This is a genomic window from Leclercia sp. 1548 (assembly GCF_050435045.1).
Taxonomy (GTDB): domain Bacteria; phylum Pseudomonadota; class Gammaproteobacteria; order Enterobacterales; family Enterobacteriaceae; genus Enterobacter; species Enterobacter adecarboxylatus.
Genome location: NZ_JBNDJP010000003.1, coordinates 312,379 through 333,556, shown reverse-complemented (window position 1 = coordinate 333,556; position 21,178 = coordinate 312,379). Strand labels below are relative to the sequence as shown.

The 21,178-nt window shown below is 54.9% G+C and carries 21 protein-coding genes; 12 read left to right on the top strand and 9 right to left on the bottom strand.

Annotation, left to right across the window (positions count from 1 at the left end; genetic code table 11):
- The first annotated feature begins 92 nt into the window (after window positions 1-92).
- From ABIE02_RS11100 to ABIE02_RS11065, 8 genes are all read left to right on the top strand, one after another.
- Window positions 93-416, top strand: coding sequence for an antibiotic biosynthesis monooxygenase family protein (locus tag ABIE02_RS11100; protein ID WP_032616338.1), 324 nt, complete (start codon window positions 93-95; stop codon window positions 414-416).
- Complete coding sequence (locus tag ABIE02_RS11095; protein WP_077226540.1) at window positions 409-804, top strand: amino acid-binding protein; 396 nt, start codon at window positions 409-411, stop codon at window positions 802-804. The genes ABIE02_RS11100 and ABIE02_RS11095 overlap by 8 nt, the downstream gene beginning before the upstream one ends.
- Complete coding sequence (locus ABIE02_RS11090; RefSeq protein ID WP_032616341.1) at window positions 779-1,474, top strand: ArsR/SmtB family transcription factor; 696 nt, start codon at window positions 779-781, stop codon at window positions 1,472-1,474. The genes ABIE02_RS11095 and ABIE02_RS11090 overlap by 26 nt, the downstream gene beginning before the upstream one ends.
- Window positions 1,475-2,065: 591 nt before the next feature.
- A complete protein-coding gene (locus ABIE02_RS11085; RefSeq protein ID WP_336994906.1) occupies window positions 2,066-2,677 on the top strand; it encodes a helix-turn-helix domain-containing protein in 612 nt (203 codons plus the stop codon).
- 17 nt (window positions 2,678-2,694) lie between these two features.
- Window positions 2,695-3,033: a hypothetical protein gene (locus ABIE02_RS11080; RefSeq protein WP_336994905.1), complete on the top strand. Its 339-nt coding sequence runs from the start codon at window positions 2,695-2,697 to the stop codon at window positions 3,031-3,033.
- Between the two features lie 117 nt (window positions 3,034-3,150).
- Complete coding sequence (locus ABIE02_RS11075) at window positions 3,151-3,618, top strand: MarR family winged helix-turn-helix transcriptional regulator (protein ID WP_336994904.1); 468 nt, start codon at window positions 3,151-3,153, stop codon at window positions 3,616-3,618.
- Window positions 3,618-4,685: an HlyD family secretion protein gene (locus ABIE02_RS11070; protein ID WP_336994956.1), complete on the top strand. Its 1,068-nt coding sequence runs from the start codon at window positions 3,618-3,620 to the stop codon at window positions 4,683-4,685. Before ABIE02_RS11075 ends, ABIE02_RS11070 begins: the two co-directional genes overlap by 1 nt.
- Before the next feature lie 5 nt (window positions 4,686-4,690).
- On the top strand, window positions 4,691-5,758 hold the full coding sequence (locus ABIE02_RS11065; RefSeq protein ID WP_059308817.1) for a DUF2955 domain-containing protein: 1,068 nt from the start codon (window positions 4,691-4,693) through the stop codon (window positions 5,756-5,758).
- 5 nt (window positions 5,759-5,763) lie between these two features.
- Here the strand turns inward: ABIE02_RS11065 and ABIE02_RS11060 are convergent, their stop codons facing one another.
- From ABIE02_RS11060 to ABIE02_RS11050, 3 genes are all read right to left on the bottom strand, one after another.
- Window positions 5,764-7,044 carry a DUF445 domain-containing protein gene (locus ABIE02_RS11060; RefSeq protein WP_059308816.1) on the bottom strand — a complete coding sequence of 427 codons (1,281 nt, stop codon included), beginning with the start codon at window positions 7,042-7,044 and terminating at the stop codon, window positions 5,764-5,766.
- A 139-nt stretch (window positions 7,045-7,183) separates the two neighbouring features.
- Complete coding sequence (locus ABIE02_RS11055) at window positions 7,184-7,828, bottom strand: LysE family translocator (protein WP_336994903.1); 645 nt, start codon at window positions 7,826-7,828, stop codon at window positions 7,184-7,186.
- Between the two features lie 47 nt (window positions 7,829-7,875).
- On the bottom strand, window positions 7,876-8,619 hold the full coding sequence (locus ABIE02_RS11050; RefSeq protein ID WP_336994902.1) for a helix-turn-helix transcriptional regulator: 744 nt from the start codon (window positions 8,617-8,619) through the stop codon (window positions 7,876-7,878).
- A gap of 316 nt (window positions 8,620-8,935) precedes the next feature.
- Here ABIE02_RS11050 and ABIE02_RS11045 point away from each other — a divergent pair, with 316 nt between their 5' ends.
- The 4 genes from ABIE02_RS11045 to ABIE02_RS11030 all read left to right on the top strand — a co-directional run bounded on the left by ABIE02_RS11045 (window position 8,936) and on the right by ABIE02_RS11030 (window position 14,614).
- Window positions 8,936-9,628 (top strand): hypothetical protein, encoded by a 693-nt coding sequence (locus ABIE02_RS11045; RefSeq protein ID WP_336994901.1) that lies wholly within the window; start codon window positions 8,936-8,938, stop codon window positions 9,626-9,628.
- Window positions 9,629-9,878: 250 nt separating this feature from the next.
- On the top strand, window positions 9,879-10,358 hold the full coding sequence (locus ABIE02_RS11040) for an Hcp family type VI secretion system effector (protein WP_336994900.1): 480 nt from the start codon (window positions 9,879-9,881) through the stop codon (window positions 10,356-10,358).
- A gap of 131 nt (window positions 10,359-10,489) precedes the next feature.
- Window positions 10,490-11,860 carry an NAD-dependent succinate-semialdehyde dehydrogenase gene (locus ABIE02_RS11035; RefSeq protein ID WP_285126897.1) on the top strand — a complete coding sequence of 457 codons (1,371 nt, stop codon included), beginning with the start codon at window positions 10,490-10,492 and terminating at the stop codon, window positions 11,858-11,860.
- Between the two features lie 216 nt (window positions 11,861-12,076).
- Window positions 12,077-14,614 (top strand): penicillin G acylase, encoded by a 2,538-nt coding sequence (locus ABIE02_RS11030; protein ID WP_336994899.1) that lies wholly within the window; start codon window positions 12,077-12,079, stop codon window positions 14,612-14,614.
- 130 nt (window positions 14,615-14,744) lie between these two features.
- Here the strand turns inward: ABIE02_RS11030 and ABIE02_RS11025 are convergent, their stop codons facing one another.
- The 6 genes from ABIE02_RS11025 to ABIE02_RS11000 all read right to left on the bottom strand — a co-directional run bounded on the left by ABIE02_RS11025 (window position 14,745) and on the right by ABIE02_RS11000 (window position 21,144).
- A complete protein-coding gene (locus tag ABIE02_RS11025; protein ID WP_130587890.1) occupies window positions 14,745-15,290 on the bottom strand; it encodes a YfaZ family outer membrane protein in 546 nt (181 codons plus the stop codon).
- A 364-nt stretch (window positions 15,291-15,654) separates the two neighbouring features.
- On the bottom strand, window positions 15,655-16,608 hold the full coding sequence (gene yjiA, locus ABIE02_RS11020) for a GTPase (RefSeq protein ID WP_336994898.1): 954 nt from the start codon (window positions 16,606-16,608) through the stop codon (window positions 15,655-15,657).
- A 10-nt stretch (window positions 16,609-16,618) separates the two neighbouring features.
- The gene (locus ABIE02_RS11015; protein ID WP_032616354.1) at window positions 16,619-16,822 is read right to left on the bottom strand and encodes a YbdD/YjiX family protein; all 204 of its coding nucleotides are present in this window, start codon (window positions 16,820-16,822) and stop codon (window positions 16,619-16,621) included.
- 114 nt (window positions 16,823-16,936) lie between these two features.
- Window positions 16,937-19,090 (bottom strand): carbon starvation CstA family protein, encoded by a 2,154-nt coding sequence (locus tag ABIE02_RS11010; protein WP_032616355.1) that lies wholly within the window; start codon window positions 19,088-19,090, stop codon window positions 16,937-16,939.
- A 216-nt stretch (window positions 19,091-19,306) separates the two neighbouring features.
- The gene (locus ABIE02_RS11005) at window positions 19,307-19,576 is read right to left on the bottom strand and encodes a YkgJ family cysteine cluster protein (protein ID WP_059308807.1); all 270 of its coding nucleotides are present in this window, start codon (window positions 19,574-19,576) and stop codon (window positions 19,307-19,309) included.
- Window positions 19,573-21,144: a cobalamin adenosyltransferase gene (locus ABIE02_RS11000; RefSeq protein WP_285126894.1), complete on the bottom strand. Its 1,572-nt coding sequence runs from the start codon at window positions 21,142-21,144 to the stop codon at window positions 19,573-19,575. The genes ABIE02_RS11005 and ABIE02_RS11000 overlap by 4 nt, the downstream gene beginning before the upstream one ends.
- Window positions 21,145-21,178 lie beyond the last annotated feature (34 nt).

The following is a 21,178-nucleotide window of genomic DNA, read 5'->3' as shown; positions in this document are numbered from 1 at the left end:
GTTCAAACGTCACCCCATATTTCGCTCCTCACCGAAGCATCACGTTTTTGTTTCCTTCATGCTCTCCGTAACCTCACAACGGAGAGATCCTCATGATTGCAGTCCTGTTTGAAGCCAAAGCGCAGCCCGCGCATCAGGCGCGTTATCTGCAACTGGCCGCTGAGCTAAAACCGCTGCTGGCGGACATCGACGGCTTTATCGATATCGAACGTTTTCAGAGCCTGACCACCGAGGGCAAAATCCTCTCCCTCTCGTGGTGGCGGGATGAGGAGGCTGTTCAACGCTGGAAGCAAAACGTGTTTCACCAGGCCGCGCAGGCCGAAGGGCGGGCGTCGATATTTGCCTGCTACCGTATTCGGGTTGCGCAGGTGGTGCGGGAATACGCATCAGAAACCGGAGGAGAGGCTCATGTATGACGTTCATGTGATGTTCAACCCTACACCCGGCGAGCTGGCGCGCTTTGGTCAACTGCTGGGGCAGCATGGCGTGGGGCTGGAGGGCGGCGGCGTCTTTGGCGTGGAGGCGCATTTTCTGGTGGAGGAGGGCGATAAAGCCCGGGCCGTGTTGCTGGATGGCGGGTTTAACGTGCTGGCGGTGCGTAAACCGCTTATCCGTAAGCTGAAACAGGAACGTCCCGGCGAGCTGGGGGAGATTGCCGCCGCGCTGGCCGCGCAGGGGGTGTCCATCCTGACCCAATACAGCGATCATGCGAACCACCTTATTCTGCTGACGGATAATGATAAGCTGGCGGCAGAGATCACTGAGCCGTGGGCAGCCTATGCTAAAGACCCGTTTACCTCCTGATAACAGCACCGCGCTGGAGCTGGCCGTTGCCGCAGTCGCCGCAACGATGGCCGATCCTTCCCGGGTGAAAATGCTCTGCGCCATGATGGACGGCCGGGCGTGGACCGCCACAGAACTCAGCGCCGTGGCGGATGTGGCACCCTCTACCGCCAGCGGGCATCTTACCCGGCTGATGGAGGGGCGGCTGATCACCTGCCTGTCTCAGGGCAGGCATCGCTACTATCGGCTGGCAGGGCATGAAGTTGCGGAGCTGGTGGAGCAGATGATGGGGATGTCCTGGGGGCGCATCACCCCGCCGGAGACGACGGCACCGGAATCAATGCGCCACGCCCGTACCTGCTATGACCATCTGGCGGGCACGGTCGCGGTACAGATATATGACTTTATGCAGGCGGAGGGCTGGCTGGTGGCAGATGGCTCGGCCCTCACCCTGAGCGGGCGCGAGGCGTTCCTGTCTCTGGGCATTGTGTTGAATGCCAGGACCCGACGAAAAGCCTGCTGCGCCTGTCTGGACTGGAGCGAGCGGCGGTTTCATCTGGGCGGTGAGGCAGGCGCGGCGCTGCTGGTGCATATGGATACCAAAGGCTGGATCCAGCGGGTGGCGGGGTTCCGCGACGTGGTGGTGACTGCGTCCGGCAGGCGTGCCATTTGCCAGCACTTTAGCCGCTGAGGAAACCTCCGTTTATTATTTTACGAAGGGAAAAACGGAACCGGGAGTCATTCGCAGGGCGTGATAAATTAATTGCCGTCCTGCCAGAAAGAAAGCCGCATACAGCGTATGCGGCTTATTTGTTCTAGAAGTTAAGCGACCAGGTGGCGCTCATTGTCTGATCGGTGTCGCCGGTGACAAAATTAAGCCGCTGCCAAAAAGTAAGCTCATACTGGCAGTCAGGCGCGTCAATCGAAAAGAATTGCTCATATAAAAATCCTTCTATAAGTGCGTAATGATTTTATTTCGCAGTGACGAATATAAAAACGCATACACTGTTTAATCCTTCGTTACATTTCGCAGCATATCAAAAGGAAATAAAAGCGAGGGTCAGATTGATCTTCTCTCGGTTGGATAAATCTTATCGGGTGGGATATCTCACTGTAATAACAGACGAATAATGCCTTCAAATATGCGCTTTTGCGAGCAACCGCACAAAGTGTCCCTCATGGCCTGAGAATATTCCTACAATCCCCCGGAAAACTGTTAATTGAAAATTTATACATTCTCGATGATTATGAATGAATCCACAGTGATGATAAGGATATAGGCATGATTATAGTATTAACATCCTGTAGATATTTTCAGCAGGGCTTTACCGTGCTGGTTGAACAGTTAATGACGGAGGCGCCATCGTTTCAGCGGGTACTGTATCTTGATGACATTAAAAAAGCGACAAAAGAGGATCTTGTCCGTACAAAAGCCATTGTGGTGGATTATGGCGAATCTAATATCAATGTATTGAATACATTGCTGGATATTAAAAATCGCTATGAACAACGTTATTTTATTTTTATTACCCGGGATGTGTGTTACGAAAGCACGATTGAAAATATTTTGATTAATACCATCGCCGATTACACCATCGATTGTAAAAGCGCCGTAACTAAATTACGCGCCTGTCTTGTCCATCTGGCACAGGAAGATCAGCCGGTCACGATTTTTAAAAACGCGCGCTGGCATCATCTTGAAAAAGAACAGCGGCTCACCCGCATGGAAACCATGCTGCTGCCGTATATTGTGTCGGGGAAAAAGAATAAAGAGATCACCCGCTACCTGGATGTGACCGGAAAAACCGTCAGCCATCATCGGCGTAATATTTACCGCAAGTTCGCCGTGACCAATTTGACCGGGTTGTATAAAAAATTTGATCAACGTGTTTGATGCTGTCAGAGAACTGTATGGAAAAAATGATCGCTGCACAAAAGAGCCTGGAAAAAGCGCTCTTAATCCTGATCGATAATGACGATAACGAAGAGAAGCAGCGCCGGATCTACCAGGAATGTCTGTGCACCATCACCCAGGAGAGTTTCCCTAAGCTTTTACGTATGGATTACTTCGATCTGTTACGGCTGGCCAATGTGCCGTTCACTAACCCCGGCACGTCGCTAGCGGAACTCAATGCCCATCAGGAACTCCACAGCCTGTTCCCGATGGCGATGCTGCATCTCTATAAACGCCTGACGGAATGGATCGCCATTGAAAATTATCTCCTCAGTCAGCAGCACATTTACAGTTAGGTAAGACAGGCGAGGCCTCGCTGGCCCGCTTTCGCAATTCCTGCTCTTAACCTCCTCGTTTCTTGATACTTACCCTGATAACTATTATCTTCGCAGCGTGTGAAGCGAGGATCCCCCATGCGTGAAGAAGATCTGTTCTGCCGTCGGCCTATGGGCATGCGAATGGCAATGATTGTGCGCCAGTGGCGCGCGGTGATTGACGACGCCATTCTCGAGACCGGGTTAACCCAGTCAAGCTGGACGGTGATGATGCAGCTGAAACAGTTGGGGGATAACGTCTCGGTAAGCGAACTGGCGGAGGTGCAGGGTATTGAACTGCCGCCGCTGATGCGCACCCTTTCACAGCTGGAAAAGCAGGGCTATCTGCTGCGCACTACATCGCCTTACGACAAGCGCATCCGGCTGCTGAAGCTCACACCCGAGGGGAACGCGGTGCTGAAAACGCTGACCCAGGTCATCGAAACGTTCCAGGAACGGGTATCGCAGAATATCGCCCCGGATCATCTCGAGATTTTCAGCGCCACACTTAATCAAATCGCCTGCAATTTGCGGACAATCCGCGAAGAAGATAACAAGATCAAATAATCATGACCCCTGAACAAAAGTTTGCCCGCTGGGTAAGGGTGAGTATTGCCTCTTTCCTGCTGATGTTTGTCTATTTTATTGTCGCGGATATCTGGATCCCGCTGACGCCGGACGCCACGGTGATGCGCGTGGTGACGCCAGTCTCGGCGCGCGTCTCCGGCTATGTGGCGGCGGTACATGTGCATAACAACAGTCAGGTGAAGAAGGGCGATCTGCTGTTTGAACTCGACCCTACGCCGTTTCGCAATAAAGTAGAGGCCGCAGAGATTGCCCTGCAACAGGCGCGGCTCGCCAATGAGCAGCTGGATGCACAGATCGTGGCGGCCCAGGCCAGCCTGAAAACCGCCCAGCTTACCGCCCGCAACGACAAAGTAACTTTCGATCGCTATCAGAAACTCAGCACCCTGCAGAACGTCTCGCAGGCGGATCTGGATAAAGTCCGCACCACCTGGCAGAGCAGCGAGCAGAGCGTCGCCAATCTGACTGCCAGCATCCACCAGCTGCGCATTGAGCGCGGCGAGCGGGATGACACGCGTAACGTGACCCTGCAAAAATACCGTAACGCGCTGGACGAGGCTGAACTCAATCTCGGCTGGACGAAGATCTACGCTGAAGCCGACGGCACGGTCAGCAACGTTCAGCTTAGCCCCGGTTTTTATGCCGCTTCCGGCTCGGCGGCACTGGCGCTGGTGAACAATCAGAGCGATATCGTCGCCGATTTTCGCGAAAAAAGCCTGCGCCATACCCACCAGAACACCGACGCCGCGGTTGTGTTTGACGCCTTCCCGGGCCGCGTATTCCGCGCCCATGTTACCAGCAGCGATGCCGGTATCTTAGCGGGACAGGAGGCGGTCAACGGCCAGCTGTCGGAGCCGGAAACCTCCAACCGCTGGGTGCGTGACGCGCAGCGTATGCGCATCCATGTGGCGCTGGATGAACCCCTGCCGAAGCACCTCCCGACCGGGGCGCGCGCTACCGTGCAGCTCTATAACAGCGAAGGTCCGTTTGCCCGCTTCTTCTCCGGGATGCAGATCCACCTCGTCAGCCTGCTGCACTATGTCTATTGATCATCATGTCTATTAATACCCTGGCGCGGGTCTTTACCCCGCACGGCAACATCGTCTATACCGCCAACGACTTTCGCCAGACGTTGCGCATCGTGTTTGCCGGGATGATTGCCCTGAGCGTGTCGAGTTTTTACAGCACCAGCTACGGCGTCTTCTTCGTGATCTACCCGATCATGCTGCTGTCGCTGGTGCCGGTATTTAACCGTCACGTCGCAAAACAGTTTGTATTCAGTTCTGCCCTGAACTGCATCGAAATGGTGTTTATTATCGGCTATCTGGCGCAGTGGCCGGTGATCATGACGCTGGTGGTGTTTGGCCTGTATGTGATGCGTTTTCGCTTTATGAGCCAGGGGCCGCTGTTTCTGTTTGGCTCAATGGGGGTCGTGTGTCAAAGCACCATGCTCAACTTTATGAGCTATCCCACCACCAACTGGCATACGCTGTTGTTCTCGAACCTTGAAGCCAGCGTGATGGCGGTGTGCCTGAGCGCGCTGATGCACTATCTGCTGCCAGACGTCGAGCCGCGCACGCCGCCGCCGCGTCTGGAGAAAGATGCCGCCCGCGTGCGCCATGAGTCGCTGCTCTCCGGGACGGTGGCGACGCTGATTTTTGTCGTGTTCCAGATAAGCGATCTCAGCGATTCGCTGTCGGCGCTGATGGCGGGGATCCTGATCCTCTTCCCGATGCACTATCGCGGGGCGGTGATGAGCTCCCTGTGGCGCGTGGTCGGGGTGGTGATCGGCTGCCTGTACATCCTGCTGGTGCAGCTGGTGCTGTACGATCACAGCAGCCACATGCTGTTGATGATGCCGCTGATTGGCCTTGGGCTGGCCTTTGGCGCGCGTCTGCACGTGATGGAGAAGGTGGGTGCCGGCGTCGGGTTTGCCAGCATCACCACCATCGGGATCATGTTCGGCCAGAATATGCACCCGGACGGCGACCTGGTGTTCAGCGATCTCTACCGCATCGTCTCGGTGACGGTGGCGCTGGTAGCGACCCTGACGGTGGTATTCCTGATGCACATGTTCCTCAACTGCTTTGCGCCGACGCGCTACGTGATCCGCAATACCTGATTCTATTACCGGGTAAGCAGCGGCAGCACATCGGGCAATTGTGAGAGCAGGAACAGAATCAGCCCGATGGTGCCGCCCACCAGGGTGCCGTTGACGCGGATAAACTGCAGATCTTTACCGATGTTCAGCTCAATCTGCCGGGACATATCTTTGGCATCCCAGCCTTTAACCGTGTCGCTGATATGGCGGGTGAGGAACCGGGCAAAATCCGGTGCCACCCGATGAGCGGCCTGCTCCAGATGTTCATTTAGTGAGGCTCGCAGGTTGGTATCCGCCACCAGGGTTTCACCGAACCACAGCCCGGCATTGGCGAGGCGCTGTTTGACGCGGGAGTCGTCGCTCTGCATGTCAGCTTTCAGCCACTGACGCAGGTCGCCCCACATCTCGCCCAGATAGCGGTTAAAGGCCTCGTCGTTCTTCAGATACTCTTTGATGTTCTCGGCTTTGGCCGCGGTTTCCGGATCGTTTTTTAGATTATCCACCAGCTTCAGCACCGCGCGATCGAAGGCCTGACGGATCTGGTGGGTGCGGTCGTGGCTGACGTCATCCAGAATGGCATTCACCGCATTCGAGACCAGCTCGGCGCTCTGATCCCCCAGCCACTCGGTGGGCAAAATCATCGCCTTGCGCGGATGCTCGGTCTTCAGCCATTGGACGATTTGCGCGGCGATAAAGTCGCGGGTGCTGTCGCGCTGCAGGAGCGTGATCAGGCGATTAATCACCGCATCCAGCAGCACCTGGTGACGGTCGTTTTTGGTCATGCTCTCCAGCATGGCGGCGCTGGTTTCACTGAAATCGACCTTATCCAGCGCCTTATGCACCGCCCGTTTAAGCATGCGTTGAATGCGCCCGTCGTCGGTCAGCTCGAGGAAACCGCTCATCACCTGCATGATGTGCTGCCCGACGCGCTGGGCGTTATCCGGCTTGCTGAACCAGTTGCCGATGAGCAACGCCGGTTCGTGCTGGCGGATGAGCGCCACCAGCGACTGGGTATCAAGGAATTTTTCCTGCACGAACTGGCCGAGATTGTCGCCAATCCGATCTTTATTGCGCGGGATAATCGCCGTATGCCGCGAGATAAACGGGATCGGCACCCGGCGGAACAGGGCCACCACGGCAAACCAGTCTGCCAGCGCACCGACCATGGCTGCTTCGGCAATGGCCTTCACCCCCCGTACCCAGAAGGTCTGCGGCAGAAAGAGGGTGGCGATAAAGGTCGCGGCGGCAATCAGCAGCAGCGACAGCGCCAGAAGCTTGGCGCGTTTGAGTTCAGCGAGTTTTTCCATAGGGTTAAGGATAGAGGGAGAAAAGGCGAAGGGGCAAGGGAGCAGGCATTTTGCCCCGATGGCGCTGTGCTTACCGGGGCTACGATGTGTGTTTTCCAGGCCAGGAAAGGCGAAGCCGCCACCCGAGGTGTTACCGCATTCAGACTGAGGTGAAAAATCGCCACAGGATCCCTGCACCGAACACCATCAGCACGACGCCCGCCAGGCGCTCGATTTTCCAGATGTTGTTACTTAACCGCCGTTGTACGCTGGGCAGGGCGATAAAGATTACCACCGCCAAATCCCACACCAGCACCACCGTGACCATCCAGATCCCGCTGACCGATTGCTGAAGCAGCGTCACGTCCGGCCCGAGCAGCGCGGTCATCAGCGCCAGATAAAACAGTGCGTTTTTCGGGTTTAACACCGCGGAACCCAGCCCGAGGAGGAGTTGTCTGCGCCAGCCAGGACAGGCCGATTCGGTATGGTTGAGAGCAAGCGTTCCAGGCTGGCTGCGCACCAGATGCCAGCCAATCCACAGCAGATACAGTGCGCCCAGGAGTTCAATGGCGCTAAAAAGCGGCGTGAACTGGCGCAGCGCACTTGAGCCAACGATGACCAGCAGGATGTACAGCGCGTTGCCTGCGGCGATCCCCACGCATAACCCGGCACTGCCGCGCAGACGATGGCGGGCGGCGAATCCCATCAGCAGAAAGAAATCCGGGCCGGGGCTGAGCAGGGCGACAAAATGCGCCAGCGCGAGAGCCAAAAATGCGGGGGGAAAGAGAGTGGTAAGCAGTTCCATAGTGACCTCATCAGCAAAACTGAGGTCAGGCTACGCTGACGCGAGCGCTAATTATTGTCGGATATTGATCGCCCGGTGGCGTACTGGCGCGGTGTAGCGGCCGTATAGCTGACAAAGGTTTTATGGAAGTGGCTCTGATCGGCAAAGCCGCTCTGATAGCTGACATCAGCAATATCATCCCCGGCGCGCAGACGTGCTTTGGCGAACTCTATCCGGGTAACGTTCAGGAAAGTGCCGGGCGTCAGGCCTGTATCCTGCTTAAAGGTTCTGATAAGCGTCTCTTTGCGCAGCGAAAAGCGCTGGGCTAAGGCGTCCAACGACGGCGGGGTTTGCAGGCTGTGACGTAACGTCTGCTGAAGCGCAAGGCTGGTGGGCCGCAACGGGACGGGCGGCGTTGGCCGGGTGGTCAGCAGGGTGAGAAACCTGTCGATGGCCGTCGCCGAGAGTGTCTCCACGACTGTCAGATACTGGCGAAACAGCGCCTCGCTGCGGATCACCTGCAGGGCGGGCTGATGGTCGGTCTCCAGATACAGCATATGGTAGCTGCGCGGCTGTTCTGCTACCGGGTTACAGCTGTGCGGCATATGCGCGGGTATGACGATCAGATCGCCCGGATAAAGGGTGAACGGTTCGCCGTTGCAGGTGCAGCAGGTCTGCCCCTCCAGAATAGCGCCAATGGAGAGCTGCGCATGGCTATGGCGCTTGTAGGCCTGCGTGCTTTGCCAGGTGCTACGCAGTTCAACGCCGGGCTGGCGAAGGAAGGTCTGATTAACATGGCGTGTGTAGGTCATGGCGAATACCGATCGGAGGGGTAACAGAGTTATAGCATGATGGCAGCGACGATTCCCCTCTTCGTTACCTGGCTTGGGCGTGTATTGATGTCGATGCTATGGGGTGGCTCGAACATGTGAGGGAAGGATATTAAGCGCGTCTGAATATGAAGCCATGCGGCGTATAAAAGCGCGTTGAAGAATATTCCAGTAATAATATATAAGAAGCATATTAATAATAATCATTATGAATGGGTGTGGTTACAGACTAATAAATGCTTGCATCGCCTCGATAGGGTGATATAAAGCAAGAGAGTGACTCAGGGAGAAGGATATCATGGTTGATACCGCTTTGTTTGTTGGAAATATAGCTACGGATGATGTGAAAAAGGTTGCTAACCGGATTTACGATATAATCGTGTCGCCAGGTATCATTCCTGGATTAATAAATGGGGCACTTACCGTTCCGCTTGATTTAGGCTATCTTGCTTTGGGCTATTTTGATACGGATTCGCGTTTTGCTCATCAAACTCAGCGCATTCGCATGGCAGAGGCCATTCATAACGATATTTTAAATTACGAGCACATCACAAATGCAGTTAAGAAAATATTTGAAAGATTTAATACTTATCTTACGGTAAGCCAACAAGATAGTGTATATCGCGCAGTTGTTTCATCCATTGCTGGTCGTCTCGCTGCCGCAAATATTATTTCATCAATAGGTGCCGCAGTCCTCACGCGGGTATCGTTCATTAGTGCAAAGCAAGCAAATAACGGGATCGGCAAAGTCACTATGTTATTGCTTGTTGGCGGGATGGCTGAACGTTCCATTAGCGTTTCTGAAGCGCTTGCTATCCAGGCTCCTGAAACATATGAGTTACTTCACCCTCATGATTATGATCTAACCTACTTTCTTTTTGAACCTGCTGTAAAACCGTTTGTAGAAGCCATTCACATAGGAAACCAACTGGGACAGCCTCATTTTAATAAAATAATAGAAATTGTTGGGCATAAATTAAATGGTAAATAATAGAGCTATCTCATTTTTTTATAAGTATTTTTTGAACGTGTTTGCGTGGGCAATCATTCATGTCTGGAATTTTTTCGAATCCGTTTTATTTATAGGTGGCTTTATACTGTGCATTATGCTGCCTGTCGCGTGGCCCATGAAGTTCGTTTATGCTGTTTTATGGTTGATAATATTCTACATATGTTCAAAAGTCGTAAGCTTTTTAGAAAGCTACCGTGACAGAAACAAAAATAGAGAATAGGGAAATATAATGTCTAATCCTGCTTATTTATGGTTAACAGATGAAAATGGATCGCCTATTGTGGGAGGATGCTGCGTATTGGGCCGTGTAGGATCCATCGAGATAAAATCATTGTCTCATCACATGACTATCCCGACAGATTCACATACGGGGAAATTAACCGGCACGCGAATCCATACGCCAGTTTTGATACAAAAAGAATTTGATCGTATAACACCACTCTTATATCGCGCAATTAGTCGTGGGTACACCTTAAAGTCAGCAGAAATCAAAATGTATCAAACAGTAGATGCGGGAAGGGAGGTTGAATATTTTAATATCTATATGGAAAATGTAAAAATCACGGGCATTACACCCGGCCTTCATCCAGGTTCTGGTACAGGCACCCATTTAGAAAATATTGAGCTTCGCTACGAGTCTATTCAGTGGAAGTATGTTGACGGAAACATCGTCTTTAAAGATAGCTGGAACGAACGCTGCGTCGCTTAAAAGGCGGGGCTGTAAGGTGTTAAACCCTCACTCCATCCGCAGGGTGGCGTGCGCTATATACCTAACTTTACCTGCAAACCCAGCCATTTTGACTACCCTTAATACCCAACGCGGTAAAAAAGGAGGCAACAATGGCCTATCAGACAGTGAATCCTGCCAACAACAAACTCATCAAAGAATACTCTTCTCATACCGATGCTGATGTCGAGGCGGCGCTGAGCACCGCCGATGCGCTCTACCACTCCGACTGGTCGAAGGGCAGCATCGCCAAACGCCTGGCGGTGCTGCACAAGCTGGCAGATCTGATTGATTCCCGTACCGAAGAGCTGGCTAAAATCGCCAGCGTGGAGATGGGTAAACTGATTGCCCAGAGCCGCGGTGAGGTCAAACTCTGCGCGCAGATCGCTCGCTACTATGCGGATAACGCCAAACAATTTCTCGCCCCGGTGAAATACCCGTCTGAGATGGGCGAAGCCTGGGTAGAGCATCACCCCATCGGCGTGGTGATGGCCGTGGAACCGTGGAACTTCCCTTATTACCAGCTGATGCGCGTGCTGGCCCCGAACCTGGCGGCAGGTAACCCTGTGCTCGCCAAACATGCCAGCATCGTTCCGCACTGTGCAGAGACCTTCGCCCATCTGGTGCGTGAAGCCGGTGCGCCGGACGGGGCATGGACCAACCTGTTTATCTCTTCCGATCAGGTGGCGAACATCATTGCCGACGATCGCGTGCAGGGTGCGGCCCTGACCGGGTCGGAGAAGGCGGGTAGCATCGTGGCTGCGCAGGCAGCGAAGCACATCAAAAAATCGACCCTCGAACTGGGCGGCAACGACGTGTTCGTGGTGCTGGACGATGCGGATCTGGAGAAAGCGGTGAAGATCGGCGTCAACGCGCGCCTGGCCAATGCCGGACAGGTCTGTACAGCCGCCAAGCGCTTTATCGTGCATGAGAAGGTCGCGGAGCAGTTCCTGACGAAATACACCGAGGCATTCCGCGCGATTACCATCGGCGATCCGCTTGATGAAAACACCCGCCTGGGGCCGCTGTCCTCGAAAGAGGCGCTTGAGACCCTGACGAAACAGGTGGATGAGGCAGTGAAAAATGGCGCGACGCTGCATTACGGCGGCAAGCCGGTGCAGCGCGAGGGCAGCTTCTTTGAGCCGACCATTCTGACTAACATTACCCGCGATAACCCGGCCTATTTTGAAGAGTTCTTTGGGCCGGTGGCGCAGGTCTACGTGGTCAAAAACGATGACGAGGCGGTGAAACTCGCCAACGACTCCCACTATGGTCTGGGCGGCGCGGTGTTCAGTAAAGATATCGATCGCGCCAAAAAAATGGCCTCGAGAATCGAGACCGGGATGGTGTGGATCAACTGGCTTACCGATACCGCACCAGAGCTGCCGTTTGGCGGCGTGAAGCGCTCCGGCTACGGCCGTGAGCTGTCGGATCTGGGGATTAAAGAGTTTGTGAACCAGAAGCTGGTGGTGATCCGCCGCTAGGTATTCTCCCTTCCCCTCACCCTCTCCCCACAAGGGAGAGGGAACACGCCTGCCGCCCTTTATAAGTGATTCGCATAAATGTGATATGGCGTAATAATTGTGTCGTAAATTAGCTAGCCACCTCACAGTTCGCAGACAAACCATCCCGCCATTCTGGCTAACCATTGGCCTGTTGCTAGTATGAATTCGCTAATCATACACCTGCAAGAGGATACAATGATAAACAGAAACCGTATGATCGTGAACTGTATTGTGGCTTCCCTGGCCTGTTCATGGACTCTGACAACGCAGGCGGAAAGCGCCTCAACCGCAGTAAAAATCGTACGTGATGAGTACGGTATGCCCCATATTTACGCCGATGATACCTACCGTCTTTTTTATGGCTACGGCTATGTTGTGGCGCAGGATCGTCTGTTCCAGATGGATATGGCACGGCGCAGTACCCAGGGACAGGTGGCAGAAGTCCTCGGCAAGACCTTTGTTAAATTCGACAAGGATATCCGTCAGAACTACTGGCCTGATTCAATCCGCCAGCAAATCGCCGCGCTCAGCGCAGATGACAAAGCCATTCTGCAGGGCTATGCCGACGGGATGAACGCCTGGATCGATCGGGTAAACCGCGACCCAGACAAACTGCTGCCGAAGCAGTTCACGACCTTTGGTTTCACGCCGAAACACTGGGAAGCCTTTGATGTGGCGATGGTCTTCGTGGGCACCATGGCGAACCGTTTTTCAGATGCCACCAGCGAAATCGATAACCTTGCCCTGCTGACTGCGCTAAAAGATAAATACGGTGACAAAGGGATGGCGGTCTTTAACCAGCTGAAATGGCTGGTGAACCCGGCGGCACCTACCACCATCGCCCCCCAAGAGAGCCAGTATCCGGTTAAGTTCGATCTCCACACCACGCAAACCGCCGCCCTGTTGCCCCGTTACGATATGTCACCACCCATGCTGGATCGACCGGCCAAAGGTGATGACGGCGGCCTGCTCGCGCTGACGTCGGCGCAAAATCGCGAGACCATCATGGCGCAGTTTGCTCACGGCGGTGCCAATGGCCTGGCAGGCTATCCCACCACCAGCAATATGTGGGTGCTGGGTAAGGGCAAAACTCAGGATGCGAAAGCGATCATGGTCAACGGCCCGCAGTTCGGCTGGTATGCCCCGGCCTACACCTACGGCATTGGGCTGCACGGCGCGGGTTATGATGTTACCGGCAATACACCGTTCGCGTATCCGGGGCTGGTATTCGGCCACAATGGCACGATTTCCTGGGGTTCAACGGCCGGGTTCGGCGATGATGTCGACATTTTTGCAGAACAGCTCTCTGCCGATAAACCAGGGTATTACCTGCATAACGGCGAGTGGATCAGCATGCTCAGCCGGGAGGAAACCATTGCCGTCAAAGACGGGCAGCCGGAGACGTTTACCGTCTATCGCACCGTGCATGGCAACGTGATCAAAACCGACACCGCCACCCAGACGGCTTATGCCAAAGCCCGCGCCTGGGATGGCAAAGAGGTGGCATCCCTGCTGGCCTGGACGCACCAGATGAAGGCCAAAAACTGGCAGGAGTGGACCCGGCAGGCGGCGAAGCAGGCGCTGACCATCAATTGGTACTACGCCGATATCGACGGCAACATCGGCTATGTGCATGGCGGGGCTTACCCGCAGCGTCAGCCGGGACACGATCCGCGCCTCCCGGTGCCGGGAACCGGGAAGTGGGACTGGCAGGGGCTGCTGCCGTTTGATCTCAATCCTAAAGTCTATAACCCGAAATCGGGCTATATCGCCAACTGGAACAACTCGCCCCAGCAGGGGTATCCGGCGTCAGATCTGTTTGCCTTTTTATGGGGCGGAGCGGATCGGGTCACCGAGATCGCCCGACTTATCGATAAACAACCGACCTTTACCTACGAGCAGGCCTGGGATCTGATCCGGCAGACCAGCCGTCAGGATCTCACCCGTCGGCTGTTCTTGCCCGCCCTGCAAAACGCTACTGCGCAGCTGTCTGCCAGCGATCCGCGCCAGCAGCTGGTGAAATCGCTTAGCGACTGGGATGGCGTGAATCACCTCAACAATGATGGCAAAACCCTGCAACAGCCGGGGTCGGCGATTTTAAACGTCTGGCTGACCAGCATGCTGAAAAAGACCGTAGCAGCGGCCGTGCCGCAGCCGTTCGATAAATGGTATAGCGCCAGCGGCTACGAAACCACGCAGGACGGGCCGACCGGGTCACTGAATATCAGCGTGGGGGCGAAACTGCTGTATGAGGCGTTGCAGGGTGATAAATCCCCAATCCCACAGGCGGTGGATATGTTTGGCGGCAGGCCGCAACAGGAGGTGATCCTTGATGCCCTGCAGCAGACCTGGCAGACGCTGTCGCAGCAGTACGGCACTGATATCGCGCAGTGGAAAACCCCGGCGATGGCGTTGACCTTCCGCGCCAATAACTTCTTTGGTGTTCCACAGGCGGCACCGGAAGAGGCCGTGCATCAGGCGGAGTACCAGAATCGCGGCACGGAAAACGACATGATTGTTTTCTCGCCGACATCGCAGGAAGCGCCGGTGCTGGCGTGGGATGTAATGGCACCCGGTCAGAGTGGCTTTATCGCCCCGGACGGCACGCCGGATAAACATTATCGCGATCAGCAGAAACTGTATGAAACCTTTGGGCGTAAACCCTTGTGGTTAACCCCGCAGGAGGTGGCAGCGCATCAGGAGTCGCAGGAGATTTTACAGGTGCAGCGGTAAGCGTGGAGGCGGTTTGCCCTGACTAAGTGCGACCGGGCAATGTTGCCCGGCGGCGCTGCGCCTGCACGGGCCAGGAGTTTTGTCGGCCGGGTAGCGTAGCGCCACCCGGCAACAAAGGCTGTACGGAACCTTAGAAGGTCACACCGCCGCCAACATAGGCACCGTCAATCAGCGTGTGGTTTGGACGACCGTCTTTGCCGTCAACGCTTACGTGGCGGTAGCCCACTTTCAGCGTTACCGGCGTAATTGGCGTCCAGCTTACACCGCCGTTGGCTTCAACGTAGTTTTTAACGCTGTTGTTCAGGCCGTCTGGTGCAACATAACCTTCACCGTATACGTGGATGCTGTCGGTCAGCGCAACGTTCACACCGCCGCCGATTGGGAAGGCCACGCCGTTATCGCCTTTTTTCGGGCCGATGTAGATCGCTTTTGCGCCTGCGTTCAGCATTACCGGGCCAACTTCCAGGTTGTAACCTGCGCCAACGCCGCCGGTCTGGGTACCGTCATCGGTGTTCTTCAGCCAGTTGCTCTCTGCATACAGGCCAGATGAGGATTTACCCATTTCCAGATTCAGGTTGGTAAAGTTTTTACCCTGCTCAATGCTACCGCCCATTGCCAGTGCGGAACCCGATACAGCGGTCAGAGCAGAAAGAAGAAGAATATTCAGTTTTTTCATGTTTTATGCCTCGTCATCAAATTAATCTGAGGGCACCTTAACAAGCGATGTTTATGACTGCAAATGTGACGGGGGCCGCGGTTTTATGCTGATTGTGTAAATTTGTTTCGGGGATATTGTTGCGCAATGGTGAATTTGCGGCGGGGTCAATCATTGATTTTGCCGTGTTTAAGATCGATTTACTTTATTGCCTAAACAGACACTGAATAGCGCGTTAATAACAGCCAGAAACGAATTAATAATCACTACTATCATTACGCCATCTATTTTTAGTTTTACAGTTTATAACCTTTATTTACATTGACTCATGGTTATTTGGTTATAAAACAGGCACTCCCTTTGGTTATTAAAGGGAGTGCAGCATTTATTTTTTCAAGCCCGCAAAGGCCGCCCGAATCTCATCTTCCGGCAGTTTCAGGCCAATAAAGACCATCACGCTGTGCGGCGGCTCGTCGCCCCACGGGCGATCCCAGTCGGCGCTGTAGAGGCGCTGCACGCCCTGGAACAGCAGGCGATTCGGTTCGCCGTCGATCCACAGCATCCCTTTGTAGCGCAGCAGCTTGTCGGCAAACGACAGCAGCAGGTTCTCCATCACGCGGGAGACTTCGCTGATATCCACCGGGTAATCCAGTTCAACCACAATCGACGAGACGTCGTTTTGCTTATCGGCCATGAAGTGGAAGCGCGGCTTCGCGGTGACATTCTCTTCCAGCATAAAGCCGTTGGTGTTGAACAGTTGGGCGAGATCGATATCGCCATGCGTCACGGTGTAAATCGGGGCGCGTGAATTGATGCGCGTCAGCCGCTCGCGCAGCGTCTCGCTCTCACCCGCTACGTCGGTTTTGGTCAGCAGGATGCGGTCGGCGTAGCCTACCTGCGACTGGGCGATGGTGAACTGGTTCATCTGGTCGTCGGCGTGTACCGCGTCAACCAGGGCAATCACGCCGTCCAGCAGGTAGCGCTGGCAGAGGATCTCGTGGGAGAAGAAGGTCTGAATAATCGGGCCGGGATCGGCCATGCCGGTGCACTCAATCACCAGACGGTCGAAGTCGATCTCACCGCGGTCGCGGCTGTCGAGCAGGTCGAGCAGGGCGTCTTCGAGTTCATTCGAGCGGGTGCAGCAGATGCAACCGTTGGTCAGGGTTTTGATCTGGGTAGCGCGATCGCCAATCAGCTGGTCATCAACGGAGACTTCGCCGAACTCATTTTCGATAACCGCGATTTTAAAGCCGTGTTGTTCGTTGAGGATGTGGCGCAGCAGGGTGGTTTTGCCCGCGCCAAGAAAGCCGGTGAGCAGGGTAACGGCAATCGGTGTCATGGTCTCTCCTTTAGCAGCAGCGTACGCCGCCTTCTCCTCCTCCGCCGTAGCGCGCTTCCTGACGCTCGCGGAAGAATTCGTTGTAGGTCATGTACGGCTTATCCGGGTGGTTGGTCTTCATATGTTCAACGTAGTTGTCATAGTCCGGGATGCCAATCAGCATTTTCGCCGCCTGACCGAGATATTTTTTTGCTTCGCCTAAGTTACCAAACATTGCGGGTTCCAGACAGGAAAAGCCCCTCACCCTGATCCTCTCCCCAAGGGGAGAGGGAATATTGACACCCTCTCCCTTTTGGGAAGAGGGCTGGGGTGAGGGGTTGTTTGTGGATTAGTGGTGTGAAGAGGTCTTCACGCCGCCTTCCGGTACGGGCACATACGGGGTCTCTTTATCCGTACGACCGTCGGCGTTACGCACTTTCATCCAGGTTTTAATGCCGTAGAAGATGATGCTGTAGACCACTACCAGGAACAGAATGCTCAGACCCGCGTTGGTGTAGTTGTTCACCACGATATGGTTCATGTTGGCAATCTGCTGCGCGGTCAGGTCACCGCCGCCTGCGGCAATCTTCTCTTTATACTGGTTAGCCATAAAGAAGAAGCCTTCCAGCTGCGGGTTGGTGCTGAACAGTTTCAGGCCCAGCGCCCAGGTGGTGCAGAGCAGCAGCCACAGGGCAGGTACCACGGTCACCCAGATGTACTTGGTGCGCTTCATCTTCACCAGCACCACGGTGCCGAGCACCAGGGCAACGGCCGCCAGCATCTGGTTAGAGATACCGAACAGCGGCCACAGGCTCTTCACGCCGCCCAGCGGATCGACCACGCCCTGATACAGCAGGTAGCCCCACAGACCGACGCAGCCCGCCGTACCCAGAATACCGGCCACCAGCGAGTCGGTTTTCTTCAGGAACGGCACGAAGTTACCCAGCAAGTCCTGGAGCATAAAGCGGCCTGCACGCGTACCGGCGTCCAGCGCGGTAAGGATAAACAGCGCTTCGAACAGAATACCGAAGTGGTACCAGAAGCCCATGTCTGCCCACGGCAGCACTTTGTGGAACACGTGGGCGATACCTACCGCCAGGGTTGGTGCGCCACCGGCACGGTTCAGAACCGACGGTTCGCCGATGTCTTTCGCGGTCTGCATGATCTGCTCAGGGGAGATCACAAAGCCCCAGGAGCTGACGGTTGCTGCCGCGTGGGCGCTTGCATCTTTCAACTGCGCCATGATCAGCGCCGCGTTGTCACCGCCCATCTCATGCAGGTTTGGCATGGTAATGCCCAGGCCTGCCGGTGGGGTGTTCATCGCGAAATAGAGACCAGGCTCGATGATGGATGCCGCCACCAGCGCCATGATCGCCACGAAGGACTCCATCAGCATTGCGCCATAACCGATCAGACGGGCGTCGTTTTCGTTCGCCAGCAGCTTCGGTGTGGTACCGGACGCAATCAGGGCATGGAAGCCAGAGACCGCGCCACAGGCGATAGTAATAAACAGGAACGGGAACAGGGCGCCTTTCCACAGCGGACCGGTACCGTCAACGTACTGGGTCACCGCAGGCATTTTCAGCTCTGGGTTGATGATCACAATGCCGATCGCCAGCCCGACGATTACGCCGATTTTCAGGAAGGTAGCCAGGTAGTCACGTGGCGCCAGAATCAGCCATACCGGCAGCAGGGCAGAGACAAAGGCATAGCCAACCAGCACGAAGGTGATGGTGGTGTCTTTGAAGGTCAGCGCCGGGCCCCAGTACGGGTCGTGAGCAATCACGCCGCCGAAGTAAATGGAGGCCACCAGCAGCACAATACCGATTACGGAGACTTCACCCACGCGGCCCGGACGCAGGAATCGCATGTAGATCCCCATGAACAGCGCAATCGGCACGGTGGAGCAGACGGTGAACACGCCCCACGGGCTTTCCGCCAGTGCTTTCACCACGATCAGGGCCAGCACCGCCAGGATGATGATCATAATCAGGAAGCAGCCGAACAGGGCGATGGTGCCTGGCACGCGGCCCATCTCTTCTTTGATCATCTCACCCAGAGACGCGCCGTTACGGCGGGAAGAGATAAACAGCACCATAAAGTCTTGCACCGCACCCGCCAGCACCACGCCCGCCAGCAGCCACAGCGTACCCGGCAGATAGCCCATCTGCGCAGCCAACACCGGGCCGACCAGCGGGCCAGCGCCTGCGATGGCAGCAAAGTGGTGACCAAACAGCACGTAGCGGTTGGTTGGCACGTAGTTCAGGCCGTCATTGTTAATGACCGCCGGGGTGGCACGTGTCGGGTCGAGCTTCATGACCTTCTGCGCGATATAGAGACTGTAGTAGCGGTACGCCACCAGATAGACCGACACCGAGGCCACGACGATCCACAGGGCACTGATGTGCTCGCCGCGGCGCAGGGCAACCACGGCAAGACAACAGGCACCGAGGATCCCGAGCAGCAGCCAGGGAACGTGCTTAAGTAGTTTTTTAATGTCCATAATAAAACCTGGTTTTTTAGATGAAAAAGGATCAGGGTTCGCTGTGAGAGAAAGTGAGTAATGCTGAGGCGATCTTGCCAGAGCCTTACGCGCGTAAAGGACAGTAAATCGGTGAGTGGTTATATGGCGGGATGAGCGGTCAAAGAAGCGGGCGAGTGGTTGAGGCTCGCCGTAAGGGGGTAAAATTGTGTGAAGGGGATCACGTGATACGGGGGCTTAGTCCAGGGTTTCAAGTACCTGACAGGCGATCTGATTCAGCGCGATGAACTCGCTCCAGCTGTACTGCTGCTGATAATTCAGCACAAACTGTTTTTCCACCTGGCAAATTAAGGGGCGAGTTTCATAGATACTGCACAGCTTTGTCTCCATGCAGTAGTGGCGGCAAATGCCGTCGCCACGGTCGAGAAACCGGGTTTCATCGGCCCGGTTAACGTGGCGGCAACAGGCGCCGCACTGATTGCAGGGGAACGCTGGCGTGAGAATCATAAGGATTTTAGCCAGTCGTTGACCGAGGCAAGGTTTCCTGCCTCAAAGGGCAGATCGATGTTGCGCCGTTCAATTTCCTGGCACAGCATGAACTCCCGCTCCAGCTCGCTGTTGACCAGGCTAAGGTGGTGGGAGAAAAACGCCAGCTCTTCGGCATTCATTGAAAACTCAAGGGCTGCCAGCTCCTTCAGGTAGCGATCCAGCTCGATATTCACCTTCTCGTAATACACGAGGCCACGCTGGAATTTATCCTGGAAGCGGTCCAGAAAAGCCCAGACGCTTTTCATGACACTGCTGTGTTCCAGAAAGTAATGCATGACCAACGTCAGCAGGCCGGTCGCCAGCGCGCCACAAAACGCTGCCAGTTCCGGACCGAAGGGGAAGGCAAAAAGCGTCGCCAACTGCTCGTTGATAATGACGCCAGCAGTTACCGCAACACCGGCGGTAATAATTTTGCTGACCGCTTTCATCAGCTCGCCCGGCGTCAGGTTTTGTGGGTTAAAGACCATCAGCTTCAACGCCTGCACCAGGTTATTCCACATCTCCCGTATCAGCCTCACCGCCATTTTTTGCGTGGTGAAGACGATATTCATCAGGGTGGTCGTGACGGTGGATAATACGCCGCCGATGGCACCGTCTTTAAAGGCAATAAGAAATTCTTTGAACTTTATGCGGATACGCTCCCATACGGCACGTAGTGCATCGCCAAGATCGCCCATCAAATCGCTGGCCTGGAAGTTGTGACGATGGCGCTGGATAATGGCCGGAATGCGTTCGCGAAATTCGAACCATACCTCTGCCAGCACCAGACCCAGCATCTGACGTGTGCCCATTTTGAAGCCGTTAGTTAACGACGCTTGTGAGATATTCAGGGCAAATTTGCTGCTGGTATAATACGCCTGGCTCAGGGTGGCATTGTAACGAGCCCGGGCTTTTTCATCCGCCTCGCGCATTTTTTCAAAATCGGCACCGGCTTTATTCTCCAGCTTTTTCAGCCGTTTCTGTTCCTGTTCCGTGAGTGCCGGTTTGCTTTTCAGTACAGCGATTTCTTGTGTCGTTGCCTGGTATTCCGCCTGTAACACCTTAATGAAATCGCTCATCGGTTTGGCTTTTTTGGCCTTGTTAAGCGATTCGTTGGTGAATGTCAGGTTGCTGGCGTCATTCGCCAGGTCGGCACCGTCCATCTCCGCCAGAATGCGTCCGGCATCGTGGTGAATTTCGTTGGCCGCAATGATGTGATCGAGATTGGTCACACCGTTGGCGGCGAAGGTCTCCCCGGTGTAGCTGTCTTGTAAGTGTCCCGCTTCGCGCTGTTTTTTGCCCTCACGGTTGGTATTGATGTAATTTTTATGATGATGGTAGTGAGTCGAGTTGTAGTCTTCGCGCTGTTCATAGCGCTGGCGCTCTGCTTCGGTGCCATAAATGTTTTGCCGGACATTATGGATGGTATTTACATCACCACCGGTTTTGTCTTCGAACAGTAAAAAGTCGAGCCCGAATGAAGTGGTCAGGCTTTTCACGACCGTGGTGTGCAACTCGGCTCCCCAGTCGAAGGTTGTTGTGCTCATGAGACATTCCCTGAATCAGTATGCCGGGCTGGAG